The 21,522-nt window shown below is 61.0% G+C and carries 19 protein-coding genes; 7 read left to right on the top strand and 12 right to left on the bottom strand.

The window, feature by feature from the left end:
* Window positions 1-36 precede the first annotated feature (36 nt).
* From FHX76_RS15020 to FHX76_RS15010, 3 genes are read left to right on the top strand one after another with little or no spacing between them, the layout of a single operon-like run.
* Entirely contained in the window at window positions 37-1,524 is a 1,488-nt protein-coding gene (locus FHX76_RS15020) for a sodium:solute symporter family protein (RefSeq protein ID WP_208402755.1), read from the top strand.
* 32 nt (window positions 1,525-1,556) lie between these two features.
* Entirely contained in the window at window positions 1,557-3,245 is a 1,689-nt protein-coding gene (locus tag FHX76_RS15015; protein ID WP_167152100.1) for a thiamine pyrophosphate-binding protein, read from the top strand.
* Window positions 3,245-4,225 (top strand): C-terminal binding protein, encoded by a 981-nt coding sequence (locus FHX76_RS15010; RefSeq protein ID WP_243848903.1) that lies wholly within the window; start codon window positions 3,245-3,247, stop codon window positions 4,223-4,225. The genes FHX76_RS15015 and FHX76_RS15010 overlap by 1 nt, the downstream gene beginning before the upstream one ends.
* Before the next feature lie 146 nt (window positions 4,226-4,371).
* On the opposite strand, the gene FHX76_RS15005 is transcribed toward FHX76_RS15010, so the two are convergent.
* From FHX76_RS15005 to FHX76_RS14990, 4 genes are all read right to left on the bottom strand, one after another.
* Window positions 4,372-6,138 carry an acetyl/propionyl/methylcrotonyl-CoA carboxylase subunit alpha gene (locus FHX76_RS15005; protein ID WP_167152098.1) on the bottom strand — a complete coding sequence of 589 codons (1,767 nt, stop codon included), beginning with the start codon at window positions 6,136-6,138 and terminating at the stop codon, window positions 4,372-4,374.
* A 99-nt stretch (window positions 6,139-6,237) separates the two neighbouring features.
* Window positions 6,238-6,732, bottom strand: coding sequence for a septum formation family protein (locus FHX76_RS15000; protein ID WP_167152096.1), 495 nt, complete (start codon window positions 6,730-6,732; stop codon window positions 6,238-6,240).
* Window positions 6,733-6,902: 170 nt separating this feature from the next.
* Window positions 6,903-7,403 carry a hypothetical protein gene (locus FHX76_RS14995; protein ID WP_167152095.1) on the bottom strand — a complete coding sequence of 167 codons (501 nt, stop codon included), beginning with the start codon at window positions 7,401-7,403 and terminating at the stop codon, window positions 6,903-6,905.
* Between the two features lie 223 nt (window positions 7,404-7,626).
* Complete coding sequence (locus FHX76_RS14990) at window positions 7,627-8,262, bottom strand: Maf family nucleotide pyrophosphatase (protein ID WP_167152093.1); 636 nt, start codon at window positions 8,260-8,262, stop codon at window positions 7,627-7,629.
* A 110-nt stretch (window positions 8,263-8,372) separates the two neighbouring features.
* Here FHX76_RS14990 and FHX76_RS14985 point away from each other — a divergent pair, with 110 nt between their 5' ends.
* Window positions 8,373-9,695 (top strand): TRAM domain-containing protein, encoded by a 1,323-nt coding sequence (locus tag FHX76_RS14985; RefSeq protein WP_167152091.1) that lies wholly within the window; start codon window positions 8,373-8,375, stop codon window positions 9,693-9,695.
* A 158-nt stretch (window positions 9,696-9,853) separates the two neighbouring features.
* Here FHX76_RS14985 and FHX76_RS14980 read toward each other — a convergent pair whose 3' ends face one another.
* A complete protein-coding gene (locus tag FHX76_RS14980; protein ID WP_167152089.1) occupies window positions 9,854-10,582 on the bottom strand; it encodes an SDR family oxidoreductase in 729 nt (242 codons plus the stop codon).
* A 685-nt stretch (window positions 10,583-11,267) separates the two neighbouring features.
* Here FHX76_RS14980 and FHX76_RS14975 point away from each other — a divergent pair.
* The 3 genes from FHX76_RS14975 (at window position 11,268) to FHX76_RS14965 (ending at window position 14,212) form a co-directional block, all read left to right on the top strand.
* Complete coding sequence (locus tag FHX76_RS14975) at window positions 11,268-12,035, top strand: ATP-binding cassette domain-containing protein (RefSeq protein WP_167152087.1); 768 nt, start codon at window positions 11,268-11,270, stop codon at window positions 12,033-12,035.
* Complete coding sequence (locus tag FHX76_RS14970) at window positions 12,032-13,135, top strand: ABC transporter permease (RefSeq protein ID WP_167152085.1); 1,104 nt, start codon at window positions 12,032-12,034, stop codon at window positions 13,133-13,135. Before FHX76_RS14975 ends, FHX76_RS14970 begins: the two co-directional genes overlap by 4 nt.
* Window positions 13,136-13,207: 72 nt before the next feature.
* A complete protein-coding gene (locus FHX76_RS14965; RefSeq protein ID WP_167152083.1) occupies window positions 13,208-14,212 on the top strand; it encodes an ABC transporter substrate-binding protein in 1,005 nt (334 codons plus the stop codon).
* Between the two features lie 84 nt (window positions 14,213-14,296).
* Here FHX76_RS14965 and FHX76_RS14960 read toward each other — a convergent pair whose 3' ends face one another.
* The 7 genes from FHX76_RS14960 to FHX76_RS14930 form a co-directional block, all read right to left on the bottom strand.
* On the bottom strand, window positions 14,297-14,935 hold the full coding sequence (locus FHX76_RS14960) for an AAA family ATPase (RefSeq protein WP_167152081.1): 639 nt from the start codon (window positions 14,933-14,935) through the stop codon (window positions 14,297-14,299).
* Window positions 14,916-15,851 carry a hypothetical protein gene (locus tag FHX76_RS14955; RefSeq protein WP_167152079.1) on the bottom strand — a complete coding sequence of 312 codons (936 nt, stop codon included), beginning with the start codon at window positions 15,849-15,851 and terminating at the stop codon, window positions 14,916-14,918. The genes FHX76_RS14960 and FHX76_RS14955 overlap by 20 nt, the downstream gene beginning before the upstream one ends.
* Before the next feature lie 12 nt (window positions 15,852-15,863).
* Window positions 15,864-17,246, bottom strand: a complete 1,383-nt coding sequence (locus FHX76_RS14950; protein WP_167152078.1) for an FGGY family carbohydrate kinase — start codon at window positions 17,244-17,246, stop codon at window positions 15,864-15,866.
* Complete coding sequence (locus FHX76_RS14945) at window positions 17,243-18,247, bottom strand: LacI family DNA-binding transcriptional regulator (RefSeq protein ID WP_167152076.1); 1,005 nt, start codon at window positions 18,245-18,247, stop codon at window positions 17,243-17,245. Before FHX76_RS14945 ends, FHX76_RS14950 begins: the two co-directional genes overlap by 4 nt.
* Window positions 18,248-18,405: 158 nt before the next feature.
* Complete coding sequence (locus FHX76_RS14940; protein WP_208402753.1) at window positions 18,406-19,428, bottom strand: LacI family DNA-binding transcriptional regulator; 1,023 nt, start codon at window positions 19,426-19,428, stop codon at window positions 18,406-18,408.
* Window positions 19,429-19,470: 42 nt separating this feature from the next.
* Window positions 19,471-20,514, bottom strand: coding sequence for a DUF4432 family protein (locus tag FHX76_RS14935; RefSeq protein ID WP_167152074.1), 1,044 nt, complete (start codon window positions 20,512-20,514; stop codon window positions 19,471-19,473).
* Window positions 20,511-21,512 (bottom strand): class I mannose-6-phosphate isomerase, encoded by a 1,002-nt coding sequence (locus tag FHX76_RS14930; protein ID WP_167152072.1) that lies wholly within the window; start codon window positions 21,510-21,512, stop codon window positions 20,511-20,513. Before FHX76_RS14930 ends, FHX76_RS14935 begins: the two co-directional genes overlap by 4 nt.
* Window positions 21,513-21,522: the final 10 nt, after the last annotated feature.

Raw genomic sequence — 21,522 nt, 5'->3', positions numbered from 1 at the left:
AGACTGGAGGACAAGGTGGTCCTGGACTACATCGTGATGGCTGTTTACATCATCGGTATCTTGGGGGTCGGATACTGGGGCATGCGGCGATCAAAATCAAAGAGTGACTATTTGGTCGCTGGGCGCCGGCTCGGAACCTTCATGTATTCCGGCGCGCTCTCGGCCATCGTGCTCGGCGGCGCATCCACCGTTGGCGGAATCGGCCTCGGCTACACCCACGGACTCTCGGGAGCCTGGCTCGTTGTCGCTATCGGTCTCGGTATTCTTGTGCTCAGCGCGTTCTTCGCGAAGCGCATTGTGAAGCTCAAGGTCTACACCGTGACCGAGATGCTTGACCTGCGATACGGCGGCTCGTCAGGGCTCATCTCCGGCCTCGTGATGTTCCTCTACACCCTTATGCTCACGGTCACCTCGACGCTTGCGTACGCCACGATCTTCCACGTCTTGTTTGGCATCGATAACTTCTGGGGCATCGCGATCGGTGGCGTAATCGTTGTGACCTACTCCGTCATGGGCGGCATGTGGTCGATCACACTCACGGATGTTGTGCAGTTTGTTATCAAGACCATCGGTATCCTCTTCCTGCTACTCCCCATCTCGATGGCGCACGCTGGCGGTTGGAGCGGGATGAGGGACCGCCTCGCCGACTCGTTCTTCTCGCCGTGGTCCATCGGTGGCGCCACCATCATCACCTACATCATCGTGTACACCCTCGGACTGCTCATTGGCCAGGACATTTGGCAGCGTGTGTTCACCGCGAAAACTCCGCGCATCAGCACGGTTGGCGGAATCGCCTCCGGCATTTACTGCCTCATCTACGGTGTTGCCGGCGCCCTCATCGGCATGTCGGTGCGTGTGCTGTACCCCAACCTCGCGAGCCCTGATGAGGCATTTGCCACGATTGTCCAGGATGCGCTGCCACCAGGCATCCGCGGACTTGTCCTTGCCGCAGCGCTTGCCGCCATGATGTCGACCGCCAGCGGCGCGCTCATCGCATCGTCGACCGTACTCACAACCGACATCATCCCTCGCCTCAAGGATCTCTTTATCCCTGGGCACAAGGCCTCGCAGACAAGCAAGGCTGCTGCCTCCCCAACCGGTCACCCGGAGGGCTCAGGTGTGGCGAGCTACCGGGCAGCGACGCTCATCCTCGGCGTCGTTGTCATCATTATTGCGTCGCTCGTGACCAGCGTGGTTGCGGCGCTCACCATCGCGTACAACATCCTCGTCGGTGGCCTGTTTGTCGCGATTCTTGGCGGGCTGGTCTGGAAGCGCGGGACTCGGTCTGGGGCGCTTGCCAGCATCCTGGTCGGAACCGTCGCGGTTATCGTCACCATGTTTGCAACGGATATCCTCGCCAACGAGCCCATCTACTATGGCTTGGGGCTCAGCCTCGTGACGTTTGTGGTGGTCAGCCTGCTGACAAAGCCAACCGACGACGTGATTATGTCGGAGTGGAGCCGTAGACTGCGCGTCAGCGACCGCACCGAGGTCAACGACATCGTCAACGCCTCAAACAACTAGCACGCCTGCGCACGAGCAACAGAGATTGGACAATGATGACTGACACTTCTGGCACCAGGATTGGCGGCGACGTCGCGCTTGAGAGCTTGTGGGCGCTCGGCGCGCGCAGCGTGGTTGGGCTTCCAGGCCAGCACGCGCTTGGCCTCTTTGACGCGCTGAGGCGCTCGCCGCTTCGTTACCTGAGCGCACGAGTTGAGAACAACGCTGGTTTCATGGCCGATGGGCTGTCGCGGGTCACCGGCAACGTCGCCCCGCTGTTGCTCTCGACCGGTCCTGGCGCGCTGACCTCGCTTGCGGCGCTTCAGGAGGCCAAAGCGTCATCGATTCCCGTGCTTGCCATCAGCGCTCAGATTCCGGTTGCGGGTCTTGGCGGCGGTCGCCATGGTTACCTGCACGAGCTTCCTGACCAGTCGGCTTCGTTCCGGGGCATCGTCAAGTCGGTGTTCACCGTTCGCACGATGGCCCAAATTCCGTCGGCGCTCGCCGAAGCGTGGCGAACAGCTCTTGAGGCTCCTGCCGGGCCAACGCTCGTTGAGATTCCACAGGATGTGCTGCTCGCGGAGGCCGATGGTGTTGTGCCGCCCGTTGAGCAAATCGCAGCGGTTCCCCAGCCGCTCATCCCCCGCCCAGAAGTTGTTGAGGCGGCGGCGCGGCTACTCGCAGGAGCCAGCAACCCCGTCATCTTTGCCGGTGGCGGCGTCGCGCGGGCCGGTGGCCAGAACGAGCTTCGCGAACTCGCCGAGCTGCTCCAAGCCCCCGTCGTCACGACATTTGGTGGTAAGAACGCGTTTCCGTGGGAGCACGAGCTGTCTGCCCAGTCATGGATTGAAGACATCGCCGTCACCGAGTTTCTCGAAGCGGCCGACGTGCTGCTCGTTGTTGGCAGCGGGCTCGGCGAGGTCTCAAGCAACTACCACACGTTTGCGCCGAAGGGGCGGTTTATCCAGATCGAGGCAGACCTTGGCAAGGTCAACTCAAATCATGCAGGCCTCGGCGTGCACGGCGACGCCAAGCTCGCGCTTGCCGGCATTACCGAGCACCTGCGGGCATCCAACGCCGTCATCGTTGGCGTCAACCAGCGACGCGCCAGCACGAGAGCACGGATCGATGAGCTCCTTGCGACCGTGACAGCCCGCCTCGATGCGCAGCCGCTTGAGAACGAACGCACCTTTGTTGAGCAACTGCGGGCGTCCGTGCCCGCTGACACCAATACCTTCTGGGACATGACGATCCTCGCGTACTGGGCCTGGTCAGCATGGAATCCCCTCGACGGCGAATTTGCGACAGCACAGGGCGCAGGCGGCCTCGGGTATGGCCTTCCCGCAGCGATGGGGGCGGCGTTTGGGCTTGAAGAATCCGGTGATTCGAGCGGAGTCTTGGCCGTATCAGGAGACGGTGGTTCGCTCTACGGAATCGCTGAGCTTGCCACCCTCGCGCAGCATCAACTCAATGTCACCTGGCTCATTATCGACGACGGCGGCTACGGCATCCTTCGCGAATACATGGAGGGTGCGTTTGGCCACGCAACCGCAACCGAGCTCAGTCGCCCAGACTTCGTCGCCCTGGCCAACGCGTTTGGTATTACAGCCGAGGCTGCCTCTCTAGTGGATGCCCCCGCCGCGGTTGCTCGCGCGCTCGCAACGCCGGGCCCAAGCGTTGTTGTTGTGCCGACCGTACTTGGCCTGTTTGCGCCGACTCACCTCGATCGGCTGTCATCGTGATGTTCGGGAATGCCAGCTCGGGGCAGCGCCCGCTCATCGTCTTCACCGATCAGACCGACCTCGATCCTGTACCGGGCCGTCGACTACTCGAAGCCGCCGGCTTCGACACCATGCTGCTGAGTCTCATGACCGAAAGGGATGTGCCTGCCGAGGCACGGCGCGCGGTTGGTCTTGTTGTTGGATACGCATCCATCGACCAAGATATCTTCGACGCGTTTCCAGATCTCGCGATCATCGCGACAACAAGTGCGGGATTCGACATGGTTGATGTTGAGGTTGCCGAGCGGCGCGGCATCTGGGTGTGCAATCTTGTGGATGCCGCCACCCAAGAGGTTGCCGCTCACGCCCTTGCCCTCATCCTCGCAACCGAGCGTGAGCTTCGGGCCGCCACATCCGTCACGGCAAACGGAGGCTGGACCGATGACGTTTCTGTTGTGCCAAGGCGCCTCAGCGAACTGACACTCGGACTGTTTGGGTTTGGTCGTATCGCGCGGCAGCTTGCGACCATCGCAAGCCCGCTGTTTGGCAAGATCGTTGCCTATGATCCGTACTGCGACGCCTATCCAGCCCACGTTGAAGGCGTCTCCTTTGGTGAACTGCTCACGCAGTCCAACGTCCTGTCATTGCACTCGCCCCTCACCGATGACACTCGCGGCATTATCAACACGGCGGCTTTTGCCAAGCTGCAGATGGGCGCGACGTTGATCAACGTGTCTCGAGGAGAGCTTGTTGATCAAGACGCCCTCATTGAGGCGCTCGATTCCGGCCGCCTCAGGGGAGCTGGGCTCGACGTGCTCGACGCGGAACCTCCGTCGGCGGATCATCCGCTGCGCAGGCATCCAAAGGCCATCGTGACGCCGCATATCGGTTTTCTCTCAGACGCGTCCCTGCAGCACTATGTGCTTGACCCGAGCCGTACCATCATCGATTGGGCGCAAACCGGTGCCCCCGCTCGTTTTGTCGTGCGAGGTTCGCGCTAGGTTCGACTCCAGGCAGCTGGCTGTGCCGCGTGAGTACTCACCATGTCCGACTTCCGCGCCTTCAAACGTCAACAGATTGGTCGCAGATCCACCTCCGTAGCAAGCTATGGGTGGATCTGTGACCAATCTGTGCGCGTTTGGAGGACCTAGTCCGCGTCGAGGATGTTGAGCAGCACGTGTCCGCTCGAAACCGTGCTTCCCGCGTCGGCGTTGAGGTCTGCGATGATTCCATCGCGGTGCGCCATAAGTGGCTGCTCCATCTTCATCGCCTCAAGGACAACAACAAGATCGCCAGCAACAACTGCGTCGCCGTTTGCGACGGCGGTTTTGACGATCGTGGCCTGCATCGGTGCCTTCACCGAGTTGCCTGTCGCCGTTGAGATCGCGCCGCTCGTCTTACGTTTTGGCGCTGGTCCACGGGTGAGCCCCTGGTCGGTGTCTGGGAGAAGCGTCGTTGGCAGGGTGACCTCTACTCGACGGCCAGCCACCTCAACAACAACATTCTGTCGTGAGGGTGTCGCCGCGATGCTGCCAACCTGGCCACTCCACGGCTCAATGTCGTTGTTGAACTCGTTCTCGATCCACAGCGTGTACACGCCGAAGACGCCGTCTGCGGCCACAAACGCTGGGTCGCGGACGATCTTGCGGTGGAAGGGAAGAACGGTCGGCAGGCCGGCTACCTCAAACTCGTCGAGGGCGCGTCGTGCGCGCTCAAGCGCTTGCTCGCGCGTCGCTCCGGTGACGATGATCTTGCCGAGCAGCGAGTCGAAGGCGCCAGTGATGCTGTCGCCCTGTGTGACGCCGCTGTCAAGACGGATGCCGGGCCCGCCAAAGGTCTTGAACTGCGTGATTGGTCCCGGCGCAGGGAGGAATCCCATGCCGGGGTCCTCTCCGTTGATGCGGAACTCGAACGAGTGGCCAACGGCGACGGGATCGTCGTAATCGATGACGCCACCCTCGGCGATGCGGAACTGTTCGCGCACGAGGTCGATGCCCGTAATCTCTTCCGAGACAGGGTGTTCGACCTGAAGCCTGGTGTTGACCTCGAGGAACGAGACGGTGCCATCGCGGGCAATGAGGAACTCACAGGTGCCAGCTCCGACGTATCCAACCTCTTTGAGGATGGCCTTTGACGCCCGGTACAGTTCGGCGTTCTGCTCATCGGTCAGGAACGGTGCTGGAGCTTCTTCAACGAGCTTCTGGTGGCGCCGCTGCAGTGAGCAGTCGCGTGTGGAGATAACAACAACGTTGCCGTGCGCGTCTGCGAGACACTGGGTTTCAACGTGACGGGGCTTTTCGAGGTACTTCTCAACAAAGCACTCGCCGCGGCCGAAGGCGGTGACTGCCTCGCGGGTTGCTGACTCAAAGAGTTCGGCAACGTCTTCGCGGTGGTAGGCAACCTTCAGGCCACGCCCGCCGCCGCCAAAGGCAGCCTTAATCGCAACGGGAAGTCCGTGCTGATCAACAAATTCAAGAACTTCATCGGCTCCGGTGACCGGGTTGAGGGTTCCTGGAGCCAGTGGCGCGCCAACCTTCTCGGCAACGTGGCGAGCAGAGACCTTGTCTCCGAGCTGTTCGATTGCTTCGGGGCTTGGCCCGATCCAGATGAGGCCCGCGTTGATAACTGCCCTGGCAAAATCGGCGTTCTCTGCGAGGAAGCCGTAGCCTGGGTGAACCGCGTCTGCCCCCGATCGCCGAGCGACCGCGAGGATTTTGTCGACAACGAGATAGGTGTCGGCGCTTGTGGAGCCGCCGAGTGCGTAGGCCTCGTCTGCAAGCTTTGAGTGGAGCGAATCACGGTCCTGGTCTGCATAGACCGCAACGGAGGCGATGCCGCTGTCTTTTGCGGCTCGGATGATGCGGACAGCGATTTCGCCACGGTTGGCGATGAGGACCTTAGAAATACGTGGCATAGTTATCCACTCTATTGCCTTGAGCATGCCTTCATTTGGATAACACACACAAACATTTGACCAAAGCGCGTGTTATTTATACAAATGGGGCGTGGGAAGCTATCGGTTGGCGTTCTGCAGAGAGCCGGTAACAGTGACTGGATCAACGACGATGCAGTTGATAACACGGTCAGAGCCTGCCGTCCAGGTGCGTTCGGTTGGCGTATAGAAGGTCAGCTGGAGTTCGGAGTCACTGAACGGAATCCCGGTGAACGTAGCGAACTCTGTCGAACACACGTCCTGCGCCATGCTGTTGAGCGTGTCCGCTCCGGGGAACGCCTCTGACTCAACGATGTGGTTATAAAAGACCTCGCTCTCGTGCGGAGTGTCACAGGGAACAAGAGGCACGGTTGCTGGCTGGTTGCTGGCGCTCGTGTCGGCGTCTGACTCGGTAAAACAATCACCGACAGCAAGAGCGAGCGCGTTTTCTTCTCCTTCGCTCACCACGGTTCCTGAGCCGTCGCGAAGGCCACCAAGCTGGGCTGTGCAGCCGGCAACCAACAACATCCCAATGACGAGCGTGACGGGCGGGATTATGCGGAAGCGCGAGGTCATGCTGGTTCACGTCTTTCTGAGGGAAGTGGTCGCGGCTCAAACGTGCCGCCACGTACTTCGTTGCGAAAGTCAGAAAAACATTACGCGACAACGTTCGTTGGGTGAGTGCTGCGGCAACGTCCGTTGGTGCTGGATGATGCCGCAGCGCCGAATCGTTGAGTCTGCCTGACTCAGCGAGCGGCACCCGCAAGGGTTCCGGTTACTGGCACGGTGTCATAGATATAGCAGCTCACAATGTAGTCACTCTGGAAGGTCCAAGAATCAGCCGTTGGCATAACGGCGCTGTAATCCAAAACGGATTCCTCGTAGGGGAGACCAACAAACGTCGGAAACTGTTGGCCGCATACGGTCGCTGCCTCGTCCGCAATTGCAGCATCGCCCGGAAACGTTCCGCCCTGCATCACGTGATTGAAATACACCTCGTTGTCGTGCGGATCACCACACGGAACAACAGGAAGGGAATCCACCTCATCGGCAGTGCCTTCGTCGGTGAAACAATCCCCAACGGAAATCGCAAAGACGTTCGCATCGCCGCTCTCTACGACGGCCCCTGAGTCGTCACGAACTTCCGTCCCGTTACCAAGCAGGCCGTTCAAGACGCTGCAGCCGGTCAGCGAACCGATCGCGAGCGTGACGATTGCGGCGGGCACAAAGATGTTGCGGATATTCACTAAAACTGGTGCTCCTCTATACATGGTTCACGGGGACCCAAGCGAAAACTGCGCGAAGGAAGACCCCTTAACGCAGAACTGCCGGCGGGCAGTGTCGCCGCCGACAGTCTTAAAGACTCACGAGTTTCGAGTTAATTTCATGGAGGGCCCATCCCGCTCTGTGTATCTGGAGCTGAATAGCGTTGTTACAGTGGCGCGTTCGCGGTGTAACGCGGACTTCCCGCTACCCCCAGAGAGAAGTCCATTCATGGCCGAGCTCGCGGACGAGGCCGCGGAGCGTTGGCAGAGACATTCCGATCACCGTGCTTGGGTCGCCTTCGATGCGGCTGATGAACGCGGCACCTCGTGCATCGATGGTGAACGCGCCTGCGACCTTGAGCGGCTCTCCCGTTGCGATGTACGCGTCGATTTCTGCCTCGGTAATATCGGGGCTGAAGGATACGGTTGCGCTCGCGACGGCCCCAACCGCGCGCGAATCGGCGGTGGGATCAATGAGCCAGTGTCCAGAGTAGAGCGTGCCGGTACGGCCGCGCTGAGCGAGCCAGCGTGCCTTGGCTACCTCGGGGAGGTGCGGCTTGCCGAAGATGACGTCATCAAGCACAAACGCGGAGTCGCCGCCAAAGATGAGAGAGGGGGTCGACTGCTCAGTATCACGATACTCAGCGGCAACGGCCTCTGCCTTTGCGCGGGCCAGCAGCAGCACAAGCTCGCTCGGAGTGAGGGCTTTGCCTAAGGATGCCTCGTGTGAACGAACGGCCTCATCTTCGTCAACGTTCGACGCGCGCAGCTCTGGCTCGATTCCTGACGATCGGAGGAGCGCCAGTCTCGCCGGGGAGGTTGAGGCGAGGATAAATTTCACGGCGGGCTCCTAGATAAATTCTGATGTTGGCGGTTCTATCGCTGTCGCGGTCGAGGGATGAATCACGGCCGACGCCAATGGTACCGTTCGAGATGTGACATGCTCAATGAGTGAATGCGAACGGGAACCCCAAAACATCTGCAGACCTCAGTGTCGGCGACGAACTCGAACTTGACGTTACCAACGTTGCTCACGGCGGAATCTTTGTTGCCCGTCATGAGGGCCGCGTTGTGTTTGTTTCTGACGCGATTCCCGGTGAGCGTGTACTTGCGCGGGTGACCGAGGCTCGGAAGAAGAGCTTTGTGCGGGCATCTGTTGTTCGCGTTCTTGAGGCGTCGCCTCATCGCCGCGACCACGTGTGGGCATCAGCCGACGTGTCGCGGGATCCGGCACACCGCGTTGGCGGCGCCGAGTTTGGACACATTGACCTTGCTGAGCAGCGTCGGCTGCTTGGCGAGGTGATTACGGACTCGCTCAAGCGGATGGCCGGTATCGACCTGGTTGTGCCCGTTGAGCCTGCACCTGGCGATGACGAACGCAACGGTCTTGGCTGGCGCACGCGCATGAGCCTCCATGCAAATGACCGCGGCCAGGTTGGGCCGTATGCGGCTCGGAGTCACGACATTATTCGGGTCAAGGATTACCCGCTTGCGCATCCAGAGGTTGAGACACTTGCCCTTGGGATCAAAGCAAACTCGACGGCCGCAAAGGCGTTCGACGTTGTTGCCCCGAGCGCATCGCCGCCCTTTGTGGTTATCTCAGAGGACTCGAAGCGCCCGAGGAAGGGGCACTCGCGTATTCGCGAACGTGTTGGTGAGCGAGAGTTCGAGCTAGCGAAGACGGGTTTCTGGCAGGTCCACCGTGAGGCGCCAGCTGTCCTCACCGCCGCCGTCCAATCTGCCATCGATGAGAACCTCTTTGAGCCCTCGGCGATGAACCTCGACCTCTATGGTGGGGTCGGGTTGCTTGCCGCCGCCGTGCTTGATCGATTTGAGCAGGGCACTGATGAGACCGGGCGGAACATCCAGGTCAGCATGACAACCGTTGAGTCTGATCCCGTTGCCACCGAGTGCGCCGCCAATAACCTGAAGAAGAGCGCAGGCGCCCTTGCCGAGACGGCCCGCGTTGACCGTTACCTAGGGTTCCTCGAGCGCACGGCGACCGCCGAAAGTGCCGAGCGGATGCGAAAAGCGACGGTCATCCTTGACCCACCTCGCTCTGGCGCCGGTGGACAGGTCTGCGAGTCGCTGCTGAATCTCGCCCCTGCCCAGCTCATTTACGTTGCCTGCGATCCTGTTGCCTTCGCGCGTGATGCAAAAACTCTCACCGAGGGCGGATATGTCATTTCGGGCATACGTGCGTTTGACCTGTTCCCGCACACGCATCATGTCGAGATTGTTGCCTCGCTGGTGCGCGCTGACCTTGTCGAATAACGCCATACGGCCGCGCTGACCTTTGGGGCGCCTGACCCGAAGTGCCGCACTGTTTCGAGGGCGGGAAATGCTCCCTGAATCACCGCATTCAGAGAGCGTTTCCCGCCCTCCCTTTGTGCCGCTTGGAGAGCGCGCGACGTTCCGAGCGGATGCCGCGGTTAGCGACTCGTGAATCCACCATCAATGGGCAGCGATACCCCGCTCACCATCTGTGAGTCGTCGCCAAGCAAGAACACAATGGGGCCAGCGATGTCCTCTGGGGATGCCCAGCGCCCGAGTGGCATCTGTTCAAGGAACGGCCCGCCGATATCGGGGCGGCCCCAGTAGAAGTTCGACATTTCGGTCATAACGACGGTGGGGTTCACGCTGTTGACGCGGATGTTGTACTGCCCGAGTTCGAGGGCAGAGACCCGGGTGATGTTGTCGAGTGCTGCCTTTGACGAACCGTATGAGATGTGGCCGTTGAGCGCAACGAGGCTGGCCTGGCTTGAGACGTTCACGATTGAGCCGCCATTGCCTGCGGCGATCATGCCCGGCGCGGCATGCTTGATGACGAGGAGTGAGCCGCGTGCGTTGATGCTGATCACCTTGTCGAATACTTCGATGTCGGTGTCGAGGGGCGTCGCGATCTCGCCTCCGAAGCCTCCACAGTTGACAACGCCCCACAGGCTCAGGCCGTCGAGCGCTGACGCGATGCTGTCTTCTGAGGTGAGATCAAAGGTGAGCGGCGTCGCTCCGGTTTCGGCGACGATTTCTTTGAGCGCCTCCTCTGTGCGGGCGGCGGCGATGACGTTGGCGCCCTGCTGAGCGAGCTGACGGACGGTTGCCCCTCCGATACCACCGCTCGCCCCGGTAACAAGGATGGTGCGGCCGTCGAATTGTGTCATTGGTTGCTGCTTTCTCTCTGCGGGATGTTGGCGTGCCCCCTGCCGGTCTCGGTCGTCGCTGTTGGCGTGACTGGCTCGGCATGGTGCGTTGGGCTTCGCTTGCACACCTGCTGCTCATGGGCGCTTCCTTGCGCCGAATATTGCCTCCGGGTGCGTACGGAGAATGTATCACAATTGTCATCGATGACATATGCGGATTGCTGGGAAAAGACGGGGGTTGAATAACAATTTATGCCATCGATAACATTTTCCTTGACATCGATGACATTGGGCGAGTAGCTTCAGGGCAAGCAGAACGACAGAGTGGCAAAAATCGTAACGGTTTCATTACGAGACGGGCACATTTTGGCGCTGTGAAGAATCAAACCTAGAGATTTTTATCATCCTGAGATAACGTTGTCTCACCTTTCACCTCGGGCGTTGACCGACGGGGGAGAATCGGTCACAAACGGTGGATTTTCCACAGCTTGCGGCCGGAACAGGTCGGCCGGATGCTCTCAACATCCACCAATCTCGAAAGGAATCCCGAGCAACGACGCCGGGACAACCCGGGAGCGACATCACTCGCAGAAGTGCGGGAGATAGAACTCCCAACACGTGAGGAAAAACTAGTGAACGCACAACGAAGTGTCGCCATCACGATGGCGAAGCCGGTCCCCTCCACACTGCGAAGGGGAGGCATCGCATGAGCTTGCCGGTTCCCATTCTCGAGGCGCGCGGGTTAACCCGCAGCTTCGGGAACGTTCGCGCGCTCGACTCCGTTGATTTTGATGTCAACGCCGGCGAAGTTGTTGCCCTGATTGGTGACAACGGCGCTGGAAAGTCAACGCTCGTCAAAGCCCTCTCCGGAAGCCTTGCGCTTGACTCTGGCACAATCCTCTACGACGGGAACGAGGTGAACCTCCCTGACCCAACCGCTGCAAGCGCGCTCGGCATCGAGACGGTCTACCAGGATCTTGCCCTCGCGCCGCACCTCAACCCTGTGCAAAACATGTTCCTCGGGCGCGAAATCTCTGCCCCAGGCCTCGGCGGCAAGTTTGGCTTCATGGACAAGAAGACGATGAAGGAGCGGTCAAAGACCGCGTTTAACGACCTCGGGGCCACCGTGAGAAGCCTGACAGAGCCGGTTGGCAGCATGTCAGGCGGTCAGCGACAAGCAATCGCCATCGCAAGGGCCATCGCCTGGGCAAAAGGTGTTGTTTTCCTTGACGAACCGACCGCAGCACTCGGAGTTGTGCAGACGAAGAACGTGCTCGAAACGATCCGCAGGGTGCGGGACAAAGGTGTCGGGGTGGTGTTCATTAGCCACTCGATGCCGCACGTGATCGAAGTCGCCGACCGTATCCAGGTGCTTCGCCTCGGACGCAGAGTCGCGACGTATCGGGCAAGCGAAACCAGCATGGAAGAGCTTGTTGGCGCGATGACCGGCGCTATTGGAGGTGAAGCACGATGAGAAAACTTGTGACGAACACGGAGTCAATCCCAACCCGCAATCCTGATGCCCCCAAAGGTGGGCTCTTCAGCGAGGACGGCGTCCTCGGCAAGGTGCTTCGGATTCAGGCCTTCCAGATCCTGATCGTGCTCGTTGCGATCTTCCTTATCTTCACGGCGCTCGCGCCAACGATTTTCCCCGATTGGACGAACGTTCGCCAGATCGTCCAGAATGTGTCCATCCTTGGTGTGCTTGGCATCGGGATGACGTTTGTCATCATTACAAGCGGTATTGATCTCTCCGTCGGCTCGGTGCTCGTCTTCTCCGGCGTGGTCTCTGCGATTGTCATGCGTGAGATGGGCGACCAGGGGTGGGCAACCGCCTTTGTTGGCATCCTCGTCTCGGTTGGTTGCGGCATCGCCTGGGGCCTCCTCAACGGTGTGCTCATCGCAAAGGCAAAAGTGCCGCCGCTGATCGTCACCCTTGGAACGCTTGGAGGCGCCCTCGGGCTTTCCCAGGTCATCACCGGCGGTGTTGACATCCGGAACGTGCCGGTTGTGCTGCAGGACACCATTGGCTACGGCAATGTCTGGGGAACAACCCTTCCCCTGATCTCGCTCATCGCGATTGTGTTCATCGTGATCTTTGCGATCATCCTTCATTTCACCAAGTTTGGTCTGTACACGTTTGCGGTCGGATCAAACGAGGAGGCAGCGCGCCGAGTTGGGGTGAAGGTCGACCGCCAGCTCATCATGGTTTACGCGATCTCGGGTGGACTCGCGGGCGTCGGCGGCATTCTCTCGCTCTCGCAGTTTGGTACGACGGCAATCGCCGGCCAAGCGCAGACCAACCTCAACGTGATCGCCGCGGTCGTAATCGGCGGGACAAGCCTCTTTGGTGGCGTCGGAACCATCTTCGGCACCGTGGTTGGCCTCTTTATTCCGGCAGTCCTTCAGAATGGCTTTGTCATTGTCGGAGTGCAGCCGTTCTGGCAGCAGGTGGCCGTTGGTACGGTCCTCATCCTTGCCGTCTACATTGACCAGCGGCGACGGGCCGCGGCCGCTCGAGGAAGCGGGCATAAGAAGAAGGCGAACCGTACGCCGCGAAAAGAGCCACAATAGCCGGCGACCGTTGACGGGTAGCCGTCCGCAGAAGCCAAACCAAGAATACGATTGCAAAAAGGAGCAGTAACAATGAAGTTCAAGAGGCAACTCATCTCCATGATCGCTATCGGCGGTCTTGCCGTCACCGGACTCGCCGGATGTGCATCCGGCGACACCCCAAGCGGTGGCGAAAGCTCAGCAGCAGGCGGAGGAGACGGCGAATACAAGCTGTCCTTCATCCAAGGCGTTGCTGGCGACGAGTTCTACATCAGCATGCAGTGTGGCATCGAAGAAGAAGCCGCGAAGCTTGGCGCAACGGTCAATACTCAGGGCCCGGCCAAATTTGACCCAACGCTGCAGAAACCAATCATCGACTCCGTTGTGGCTTCAAAGCCTGACGCCATTCTGGTGGCTCCAACGGACGTAACCGCGATGCAGGCTCCGCTCCGCGCAGCGGCTGATGCTGGCATCAAGGTTGTGCTTGTTGACACCACCGTTGAGGACCCATCCTTCGCGGCCTCGCAGATCGCGTCTGACAACCTTGGCGGCGGCGCTGAGGCGTTCAAGGCTATTCAGGAGCTGCACCCCGATGGTGGCAAGGTCCTCGTGATCTCGGTTGACCCCGGCATCTCAACCACCGACGCACGCGCCGAGGGCTTTGAGAAGGCTGTTGGCGAAGACAGCAAGTTTGAGTACCTTGGCGTGCAGTACAGCCACAACGACCCGGCTGAAGCCGCGCGTCTCGTGACTGCCGCGCTCGCAAAGGACCCAGACATCGTTGGAATCTTCGCGGCCAACCTGTTCTCGGCTGAGGGAACGGCAACCGGTGTTCGTCAGTCTGGCAAGCAGGACACCGTGTCGATCGTTGGCTTTGACGCTGGCCCCGCCCAGGTTGCGCAGCTGAAGGAAGGCACCGTACAGGCGCTTGTCGCTCAGCAGCCAGCAACAATCGGTAGCGACGGTGTCCAGCAGGCCATCAAGGCGATCAAGGGAGAGAAGACCGAAGAGAAGATTCAGACGGGCTTCAAGGTTCTGACCCTCGATAACATCGAGACCGACGGAGCCGACTACGTGTACAAGTCAAGCTGCTCATAGTCTGAGCGCCTGACACAACAAGTTCCCCTCCCGCTTTGGCGGGAGGGGAACTTTTTGCTGAGACGCGAGTGCTGCGCGACGATGCTAGCGGTCCTGCAGAGCCTGTATGAGTAGCGCGACCTGGCGGGTAACAGGGAGAAGCCCATCGCTGCGGAGATGCGGGGTGAGTGGGATGCCCTCCTGTGCGGGCGGCGTGCTTGTCAATGGCCCACCGGCTCGTTCGGCACGGATACGGGCAGCGTCACGGTCGGCCGCCCGCCACCGCATTCGCTGTGCGGTCACCGAGGCTGGGGTGTCGACCCAGACCAGCGCGGCCTCGGCCCGCACGATTCCGAGCGAGGCGATTGCAGCCTCAAAGGCGTGCGGCAGCATCCGTTCGAGCGTGAACGGGGCGACGAGCACAATGCCAGTGCGAAGAAACGGCGGCAGCGTTGCGGCCTTGACCTCGCCCCCCTGCGCGAGGGTGCGTCGCGCCTCAGCGAGGAGCGCGTCGTAGCGGCGACGGTCGGCAGCGGAGCGGGTCGGCGAGGCATCCATTCGTTCTCGATGAACGAGTAACCCGGATGCCTCGCCGACCAGCGTCGCGGCCGGCGGCGCGACCTCGTCAAGGTCAAGCAGCGGCCAGCCGATGGCACGCGAAAGGCCGTGTCCGACAGAGGTTTTTCCGCTCGCTGCCGCGCCGCAGACCATAATGGCGCGGAGGCTAGTTGCTGACGCTGACAACGCTCGTCCATGGGCGTGCGCGTTCGGTCGCGATAGACACGAGTCGTTCGAGTCGCGGCCGTGCGACCTCGCTGAGGAACGTCGCTCGTTCGGCGCCGTCGACCTCGATAGATTCACGCCAGATGGAACGGCCAGCGATGAAACCCGAGGCCCCTCCCTCGTCAAACGCGATCTTGAGCACCTCCTCGAAACGATCAAACGGGACACCGGCAGAGAGGATTGCCCACGGCCGGTCGAGCACGGAGGCTAACCGACGCACACCTTCGGGAGAGCCAGGGTATTCAAGTTTGAGCAGGTCGGCGTCAAGCTCGTTGAGGGCCCGCGCAGATTCGACGACCGCGTCCTCCAGCGCTTTGCCGCTGAGATCTTCTCCTGGGAGTGGGTAGACCAGGTTCTCGATGACGGCGGGAATGCCTGCGGCCTTCGCGTCGGCAATAACCTCTGCTGTTGCGGCAATGGCATTGGCTACAAGATCGGGTTCGCCCGGCTGAGGCGAAGGACGGTCAGCCCGCAGCTGCACAAAGAACTTATTGGCGTCGCCCCCCTGCTCAAGGACCCACTGCGAGTTGAGCTCGGGATCGCGGTGCGTCTGAGGCTCGCCGTTGAAGGTTCCTCGCACGGCGGGTTCAGAAGCAATAAGGAGCCCGCAGCTGTCGGCGAGGGCATCGTTGCCTGCGAGTGCAGGAACGCCGAATGTTGGGTCGAAGAGGATTCCGGAGGCGTACGGGCTGAGTGCCCGCGCAACGTCGCGCTTTGATTCGAGTAGCTCAGCATCGGTGCCCTCTCGTCCAACCGCCTTGAACATGCGGCGGAGGGTGTTGCGCTGATCCATCGCAATGATGGCGAAGATGCCATCGTCGAGGGCAATACTGTTGAGCGTGTGAACCGCGGCGCTCGTTGACGAGGTTTCAGTCATGGTGGTGCTCCTTTATATATGGTGTTGGTTTGTGGGTGCCGAGGCCGCAAACGATGCCAACGGCTCGGCAGCCTGCCTGGCAAACATGGCGGCGCCGACAAGTCCCGGCTGATCGTCTTTGGCAAAGCGGATTCCCGGCATCGCCGCCCGTTTGGCAAGCCTGACGCTCATCATGCGGGTCCATCCTCCGGCGGCCACAATCTCGCCGCTGCGGCCAACGATTGGGCCGAGGCTTTCCAGCAGGTCGTGTAGGTTGCCTGCCGTGAGGCGGGTGGCTGCAGCCCAGAGCGCTGCCGGGCTTGCGTCGTCCCTGAGCGCGATCTGAACGTCGTCGCCCGTTGGGCCGGTGCCAGAGAGCAGAAGCCCCTCTGGCAGGTCACCGACCGAGGTTGCCGCAAGATCGAGGGCGTCGCGTTCCGGCTGATCCTGTGCGCCGAGCAGGTTGAGGATGCGTCGGAGGAAGAGCCCGCCGCGCGCACCGCCGATGAGGAGTGACGTCTGCGGCAGGACGTGGGCGCCAAGCGACCAGCCTGCCCGTACGAGGCTGAGCCGGGTCGCGGCATCCACTTCCCCCGAAATTGAGCGGAGAACGACGTCGGCGGTGCCAGACGAGTTGAAGACGGCATCCGGGCCGACTGCCCCTGCGCCAACAGCGGCGACAGGATGATCGTGCCCCGCAACGGTGACGATCGCGTCGGCATATTGCGCGGGGAGCCCAGCGTGTTTCAGAATGCCGGCCGAAACCCCAGCTGTCACTGCCGGAGGCAGGAACCGGGCTGGCAGGCCGGCGAGCTCGCGGATGGGCTCCCACAGTTCGCCGGTGTCTTGGTCAATAAGACCGGTGCGTGACGCGAGCGACGGCTCACGCACCTGATCCGCGCCGAGGGCAAAGGCAACCCACTCCTGCACGCTCAGCCAGCGAGAGCCTTGCGTAATGGGGATGCCTGCTGCCCGGAAAGAGAGGAGTTTTGCAACGCTGGGCTGGCAGTCCCAGGGAAGGCCGGTTGCCGCGGCGAAGGCCGAAGCAAACGCAGGGGCGTGCTTCGAGATGAGCGCCGTCTCTGTTTCACCGCGACGGTCGAACCATGCGACAACGGGCGCAATGGGCTGACCGGAGCTGTTGAGCAGCACACCGCTTTCGGCAAGGCCAGTGATGCCAACGGCGCTGACGCTGACAGGGCCCCTGAGCGCCTCTGCCTCGGCTACCACGTCGTTCAACAGCCCAATGGCAAGTTCGATATATCCGTTGGCATCGGTTTCAGTGTGCCCGTCCGATGTTGTCAACCAGGTGGAAGAACGGTTGGCCGTGCCAATCGTTTCGCCGTCGGCGAGTCGAGCGATGGCTTTTGACACGGTTGTTCCAAGGTCAAGCCCGATCGTAACCGTGAGCGTCATGGTCGCAGTTCTCCAGAGCCTCGCGCCACGATGCGGGTAGGCACGTAGATGGTTGTTGGGTCGAGCGTTGGGTCAGCTATTCGAGCGAGTAACCGGTCGGCTGCGATGGTGCCGATGGTCGCAGCCGAGTGTTCAACAACGGTGATCGCGGGGGAGAGCGTGTCGGCCATGGCAAAATCGCCAAATCCGACAAGCGCGACGTCGGTGCGGCCCAGTCGATGCAGCTCGGGGACAACACCGAGTGAACTGCGGGTCGCCGACGAGAAGATCGCGGTTGGTGGATGCGTGAGCGCCATGAGCCGCCTGGTTGCGGTTGCGGCATCGTCCGACGTTTGACAGGTCGAATGCACAAGCTCAGGGTCTGGAACGATTCCTGAGCGCCGAAGGGTCGCTTCGTATGCCAGTTGCCGGTCGAGCGAGGTCGTGTTGGTCGGGAGGTCCCCGACGTACGCAATGCGATGATGCCCAGCGGCGAGGAGGTGGGCAACGGCGGCGCTTGCGGCCTCTGCGTCGTTGATGCGGACAACATCCGTTGCCGCGCCCCTGCTCGGGCGATCGATGCAGACGATCGGAGCATTGGATGTCGTCAGCCAATCGTGGTCACCTTCGGTCGGTGTGATGATGGCTCCGGAGATTCGACGCTGGAGGAGCGTGCCGAGGATTCTGCGCTCAGTTGACGGCTCTCTGTGCGTGCTTGACACAAAAACTGATTGCCCGTGAGCGGACATGACGCTTTCGACCGCTTCGGCAAGTTCTGAGAAGAACGGGTCGGCTATTGATTCAACAAGCAGTCCGATCGTTGAGTCGGTTCCGGCTCTGAGCGACCGTGCGGCAAGGTCGGGTGTATAGCCGAGCTCGCTCATGGCGAGTTGCACAATCGAGCGGGTTTTTGCGGCGACCTTTGTGTCGTTATTGAGCACCCGTGATGCGGTGCGGATGCTCACCCCTGAACGCTCTGCGACGTCTCTGAGTGTGCTCTGCTGGGTCTGGTTTGGCGTCATTGCCGGTTCCTTGCGACGGGTTCATCGCTGATACGGGGTCACGATTGTGGCTGGCGTTCCCGCTATGTCATCGATGTCATTTGGTGAGTACGTCCATCATGCGCCTCTTTGCCATCGATGGCAAGAACTATTTTCTGCGCCCTAACGGACGGCCCCGACTACGCCGGTGAGCGTCGTCCGCGCTCAATCAGGGTTGTCTCCTCAAAATGATGCTCTGCAGGAGAAGTATCGCCATGAATACGCTCAAACAAACGAGTGGCGGCGAGCGAACCGAGCGCGCCAGTATCGTAGGCAATCAAGCTGATGGGGCGGGGCACGAGCGGCGAAAACTCAAAGTCATCGAAGCCAATGACCTCGATAGCCTCACCCTCATTGTTTGGAAGTTCCGCAAGGGCTACTAACGCCCCGATGAGGCTGCGGTTGTTTCCGCACACAATCGCGGTTGGCGGCTCTTCACGCCTCACCATCGTGCGAACGGCCTCCGCTGCCTGGGGCGGGGCGTGAGACCCGATGACCAAGAGTTCTGGCTCTTCGGCGATTCCAGCCTCAGCGAGGGCATGCAGGGCGCCGCGCTTGCGTTCCCGCATCGTGTAAATCGAATTGGAGTCGAAGACAAAGCCGATGCGAGTGTGGCCCTTTGCGACGAGCCGGCGCACGGCATCCGCGGTTCCCCCAAAATTGTCGATCAAAAACGAATCTGCCTCGATACCCTGGGCAGGGCGGTCGATGAAGACAGCGGGGATGCCCCGCTCAATTTCAGGCGTGAGGTAGGTGTGGTCGTCGCTGGCCGCAATAATAATCAGGCCGCTCACGCGACGCTGACACAGATCGAGTGCAGTCGCTTGTTCGAGTTCAGGATCTTCCTCTGACGACGCAATAATGACTTGGAACCCGTGGTTGCGTGCGATGCGGGCGACTTCGCTCGACAGCGTTGAGTAGAACGCGTTGGACAGGTCGGCAGTGATGAGACCGATGGTTCGAGTCTCTCCGCCGGCACGCAGGCTCGCGGCGACTTCATTGCGGCGGAACCCAAGCTTTGCGATTGAGACACGAACTCGTGCCGCGAGCGAGGGATCAACCGTCGGAACCTCGTTGACCACGCGAGAAACCGTTTTGAGGCTGACTCCAGCATCGGCAGCCACGTCAATCATGGTGGGACGCCCGGTCTTTGGTGCTGCCATGTTGTCGTCTCCTGCGTCTCCCCGTGAGGGGTATGGAATTGCTCAGGCCCCGGTTCTAAATCCTAGTTCAATCCGCACACTATGAGCCCTGGAAGCACCGGGTTCAAGCATCGGCGCGCCGAGCGAATCGCCGGTACGGTCTGGGCCAAACAGAGGTGCGTTTGCCGGCTCGATTCCGAGGGCCCACCCGCCTCGTGTTGGCCAGACCCATTGGAACAGCCGGGGCAGCGCATCCACGTTCCAACTCACGGTTGCAACTCGGTTTGACCAAGGGGATTGCACAACAGCGGAGGCCGTCCCCTCCGAACTTGCGAGTGCCCCGTATTCAAACACCCCCTCGATCATGGTGGTTGTTGGTTCGGGAAATGTGGTGTGCTCTGGAACCTCGTCAACGTGTTCGCGGGCGGTGACGGTCCCGGCATCGACGAGGATGCGCGAACCCTGTTCAAGAAACGGTGCACCAAAATTGACGTGGTAGAGGCATGGAATCGCTGCCGGACTGTAGCCCTCGTTGTGGATGACATCGTCAATCGTTATCGCCGAGCTGCCAGTGCGCGCGGTCACGGTGCGCCGAAGCGTGACCCGCCTGCCGAAGATCTCGATGCTGTCGATGAGCCCGCTCACCCGAACGGTGAGTTCGTCGTCGACAAGCATCCGTTCCCAACGAACCTCTGTGGCTTGCTTTCGGTGGTGCGAACCGTGCATCTCGTGGGTGGCCGTTGCCGGACCAATATTGTCGAGCCCGCAGGTGACGAGTAGCCCGCCGTGGAACCGGTCGAGAAATCCGGGTTGGGCAGTGCCGGTGTCACGGACATCACCGAGAACGGGAGACCTCCAGGCGAAGGGGATGCCGTCGAACCAGGCTGCCCCAATGTCGAGTCCGTGGTCTGGTAGGAGTTCAAAGGTGAGGCCCCCTAACAGCCTCACCTCGATGATGCGTGTCCCGTGTCCCGTTCCCGAGGTATCAAGCCGATCGGTGACGCTCGCGAGGGCATCTGCCCTCGACACGAGTCCGCTTGAGAGGAGTCTTCCTGCCGACGGCGTTGCGCCCTGCCCCATTGCGCCCTGTCCCGTTGCGGCGCTCACAGCGGTGGCCTGCAAATGACAAGAAACGTATCGTTGTCCTCGCCGGTGACGCGCACCGGCCCGACCCCGCTTGGGATGAGGACGGTGCTACCACGCGGCGCCGGAACCGAGTGGCCTTCCTCCCAGTGCAGCGTGACGGAACCTCCTGCGACGATGAGGATGCGGAGGCCGGCGTCGAGCGTGAGGGGCAGGTCATCGTTGCGATAACTCTCAACCCTGAAGTACTCGTTAGATTCGCTGGCAAGCACAGAAGGGCCGGTTTTGCCGCGCGTGATAAGCGCATCCACCTCCGCTTCCGACCTGCCCAGAAGCTCGACCGCGCCGAGTGCTCGCTCGAAGCCGAGCCCGAGGTGGCCATCTCGCTCGCCATCGAGTTCAAAGCCGTTCCACTCAAGCAGGATTGACATGTCTTCTGGCTCTTGAATCTCGGCAACGAGGATACCTTCGCCGATTGCGTGAAGCACTCCGGGGGGAACATAGACGCTGTCGCCCCGCTCAACATGCCGCCGATGGAGTAGGCCGAGGAGTTGCTCGCTGTCCTGCTCCTTGACGTATCCAAGCATGTCTTCTGAGGCGAGGTCTTGCTTGAGCCCAACGTAGACGTCTCCGGGTTCGAGCACGTACCAGGCCTCAGCCTTGCCGTGGTGACGACCAAGGTGTTCGTGAGCAAAGGAGGCATGCGGGTGCGCATGGACCGGCAACCGCTGCCCAGCGTCGAGGAGCTTCACCAGCATCTTCGGGTCAGCGCCGTAGGCTGCCACATGGTGCGGGCCGAGCCAAGCGATTGGGTTTGATGTCACGGCGTCCGCGAGCAGGGTGCCGTCCGGCAGCGTTGTGGTCCCGAGCGAACTGTGGCCGTCGAGGGCGGTGCACGAGCCGACCCAGTCCTCAGGTACCCGGTTGCCGATGAGTGGTTCGCCACGAAGCTGTTGGATGCGTTTACCTCCTTGGTAAAAGCGGTCGCGAGGCTGATTGGACGGCAGAAAGATGGGTTCCATTCGATGATGC

It is taken from the genome of Lysinibacter cavernae (genome assembly GCF_011758565.1).
GTDB lineage: Bacteria > Actinomycetota > Actinomycetes > Actinomycetales > Microbacteriaceae > Lysinibacter > Lysinibacter cavernae.
Note: the sequence above shows the minus strand (reverse complement) of the source record. Positions and strands in the feature narration are given on the sequence as shown.

Excerpts from the sequence above, each read along its gene's own strand:
- FHX76_RS15015 (WP_167152100.1), top strand. The coding sequence starts at position 1,557 with ATGATGACTGACACTTCTGGCACCAGGATTGGCGGCGACGTCGCGCTT.
- FHX76_RS14930 (WP_167152072.1), bottom strand. The coding sequence starts at position 21,512 with ATGGAACCCATCTTTCTGCCGTCCAATCAGCCTCGCGACCGCTTTTAC.
- FHX76_RS14945 (WP_167152076.1), bottom strand. The coding sequence starts at position 18,247 with ATGACGCCAAACCAGACCCAGCAGAGCACACTCAGAGACGTCGCAGAG.
- FHX76_RS14950 (WP_167152078.1), bottom strand. The coding sequence starts at position 17,246 with ATGACGCTCACGGTTACGATCGGGCTTGACCTTGGAACAACCGTGTCA.
- FHX76_RS14955 (WP_167152079.1), bottom strand. The coding sequence starts at position 15,851 with ATGACTGAAACCTCGTCAACGAGCGCCGCGGTTCACACGCTCAACAGT.
- FHX76_RS14965 (WP_167152083.1), top strand. The coding sequence starts at position 13,208 with ATGAAGTTCAAGAGGCAACTCATCTCCATGATCGCTATCGGCGGTCTT.
- FHX76_RS14970 (WP_167152085.1), top strand. The coding sequence starts at position 12,032 with ATGAGAAAACTTGTGACGAACACGGAGTCAATCCCAACCCGCAATCCT.
- FHX76_RS14940 (WP_208402753.1), bottom strand. The coding sequence starts at position 19,428 with ATGGCAGCACCAAAGACCGGGCGTCCCACCATGATTGACGTGGCTGCC.
- FHX76_RS15010 (WP_243848903.1), top strand. The coding sequence starts at position 3,245 with ATGTTCGGGAATGCCAGCTCGGGGCAGCGCCCGCTCATCGTCTTCACC.
- FHX76_RS14975 (WP_167152087.1), top strand. The coding sequence starts at position 11,268 with ATGAGCTTGCCGGTTCCCATTCTCGAGGCGCGCGGGTTAACCCGCAGC.
- FHX76_RS14980 (WP_167152089.1), bottom strand. The coding sequence starts at position 10,582 with ATGACACAATTCGACGGCCGCACCATCCTTGTTACCGGGGCGAGCGGT.
- FHX76_RS15020 (WP_208402755.1), top strand. The coding sequence starts at position 37 with ATGGCTGTTTACATCATCGGTATCTTGGGGGTCGGATACTGGGGCATG.
- FHX76_RS15000 (WP_167152096.1), bottom strand. The coding sequence starts at position 6,732 with ATGACCTCGCGCTTCCGCATAATCCCGCCCGTCACGCTCGTCATTGGG.
- FHX76_RS15005 (WP_167152098.1), bottom strand. The coding sequence starts at position 6,138 with ATGCCACGTATTTCTAAGGTCCTCATCGCCAACCGTGGCGAAATCGCT.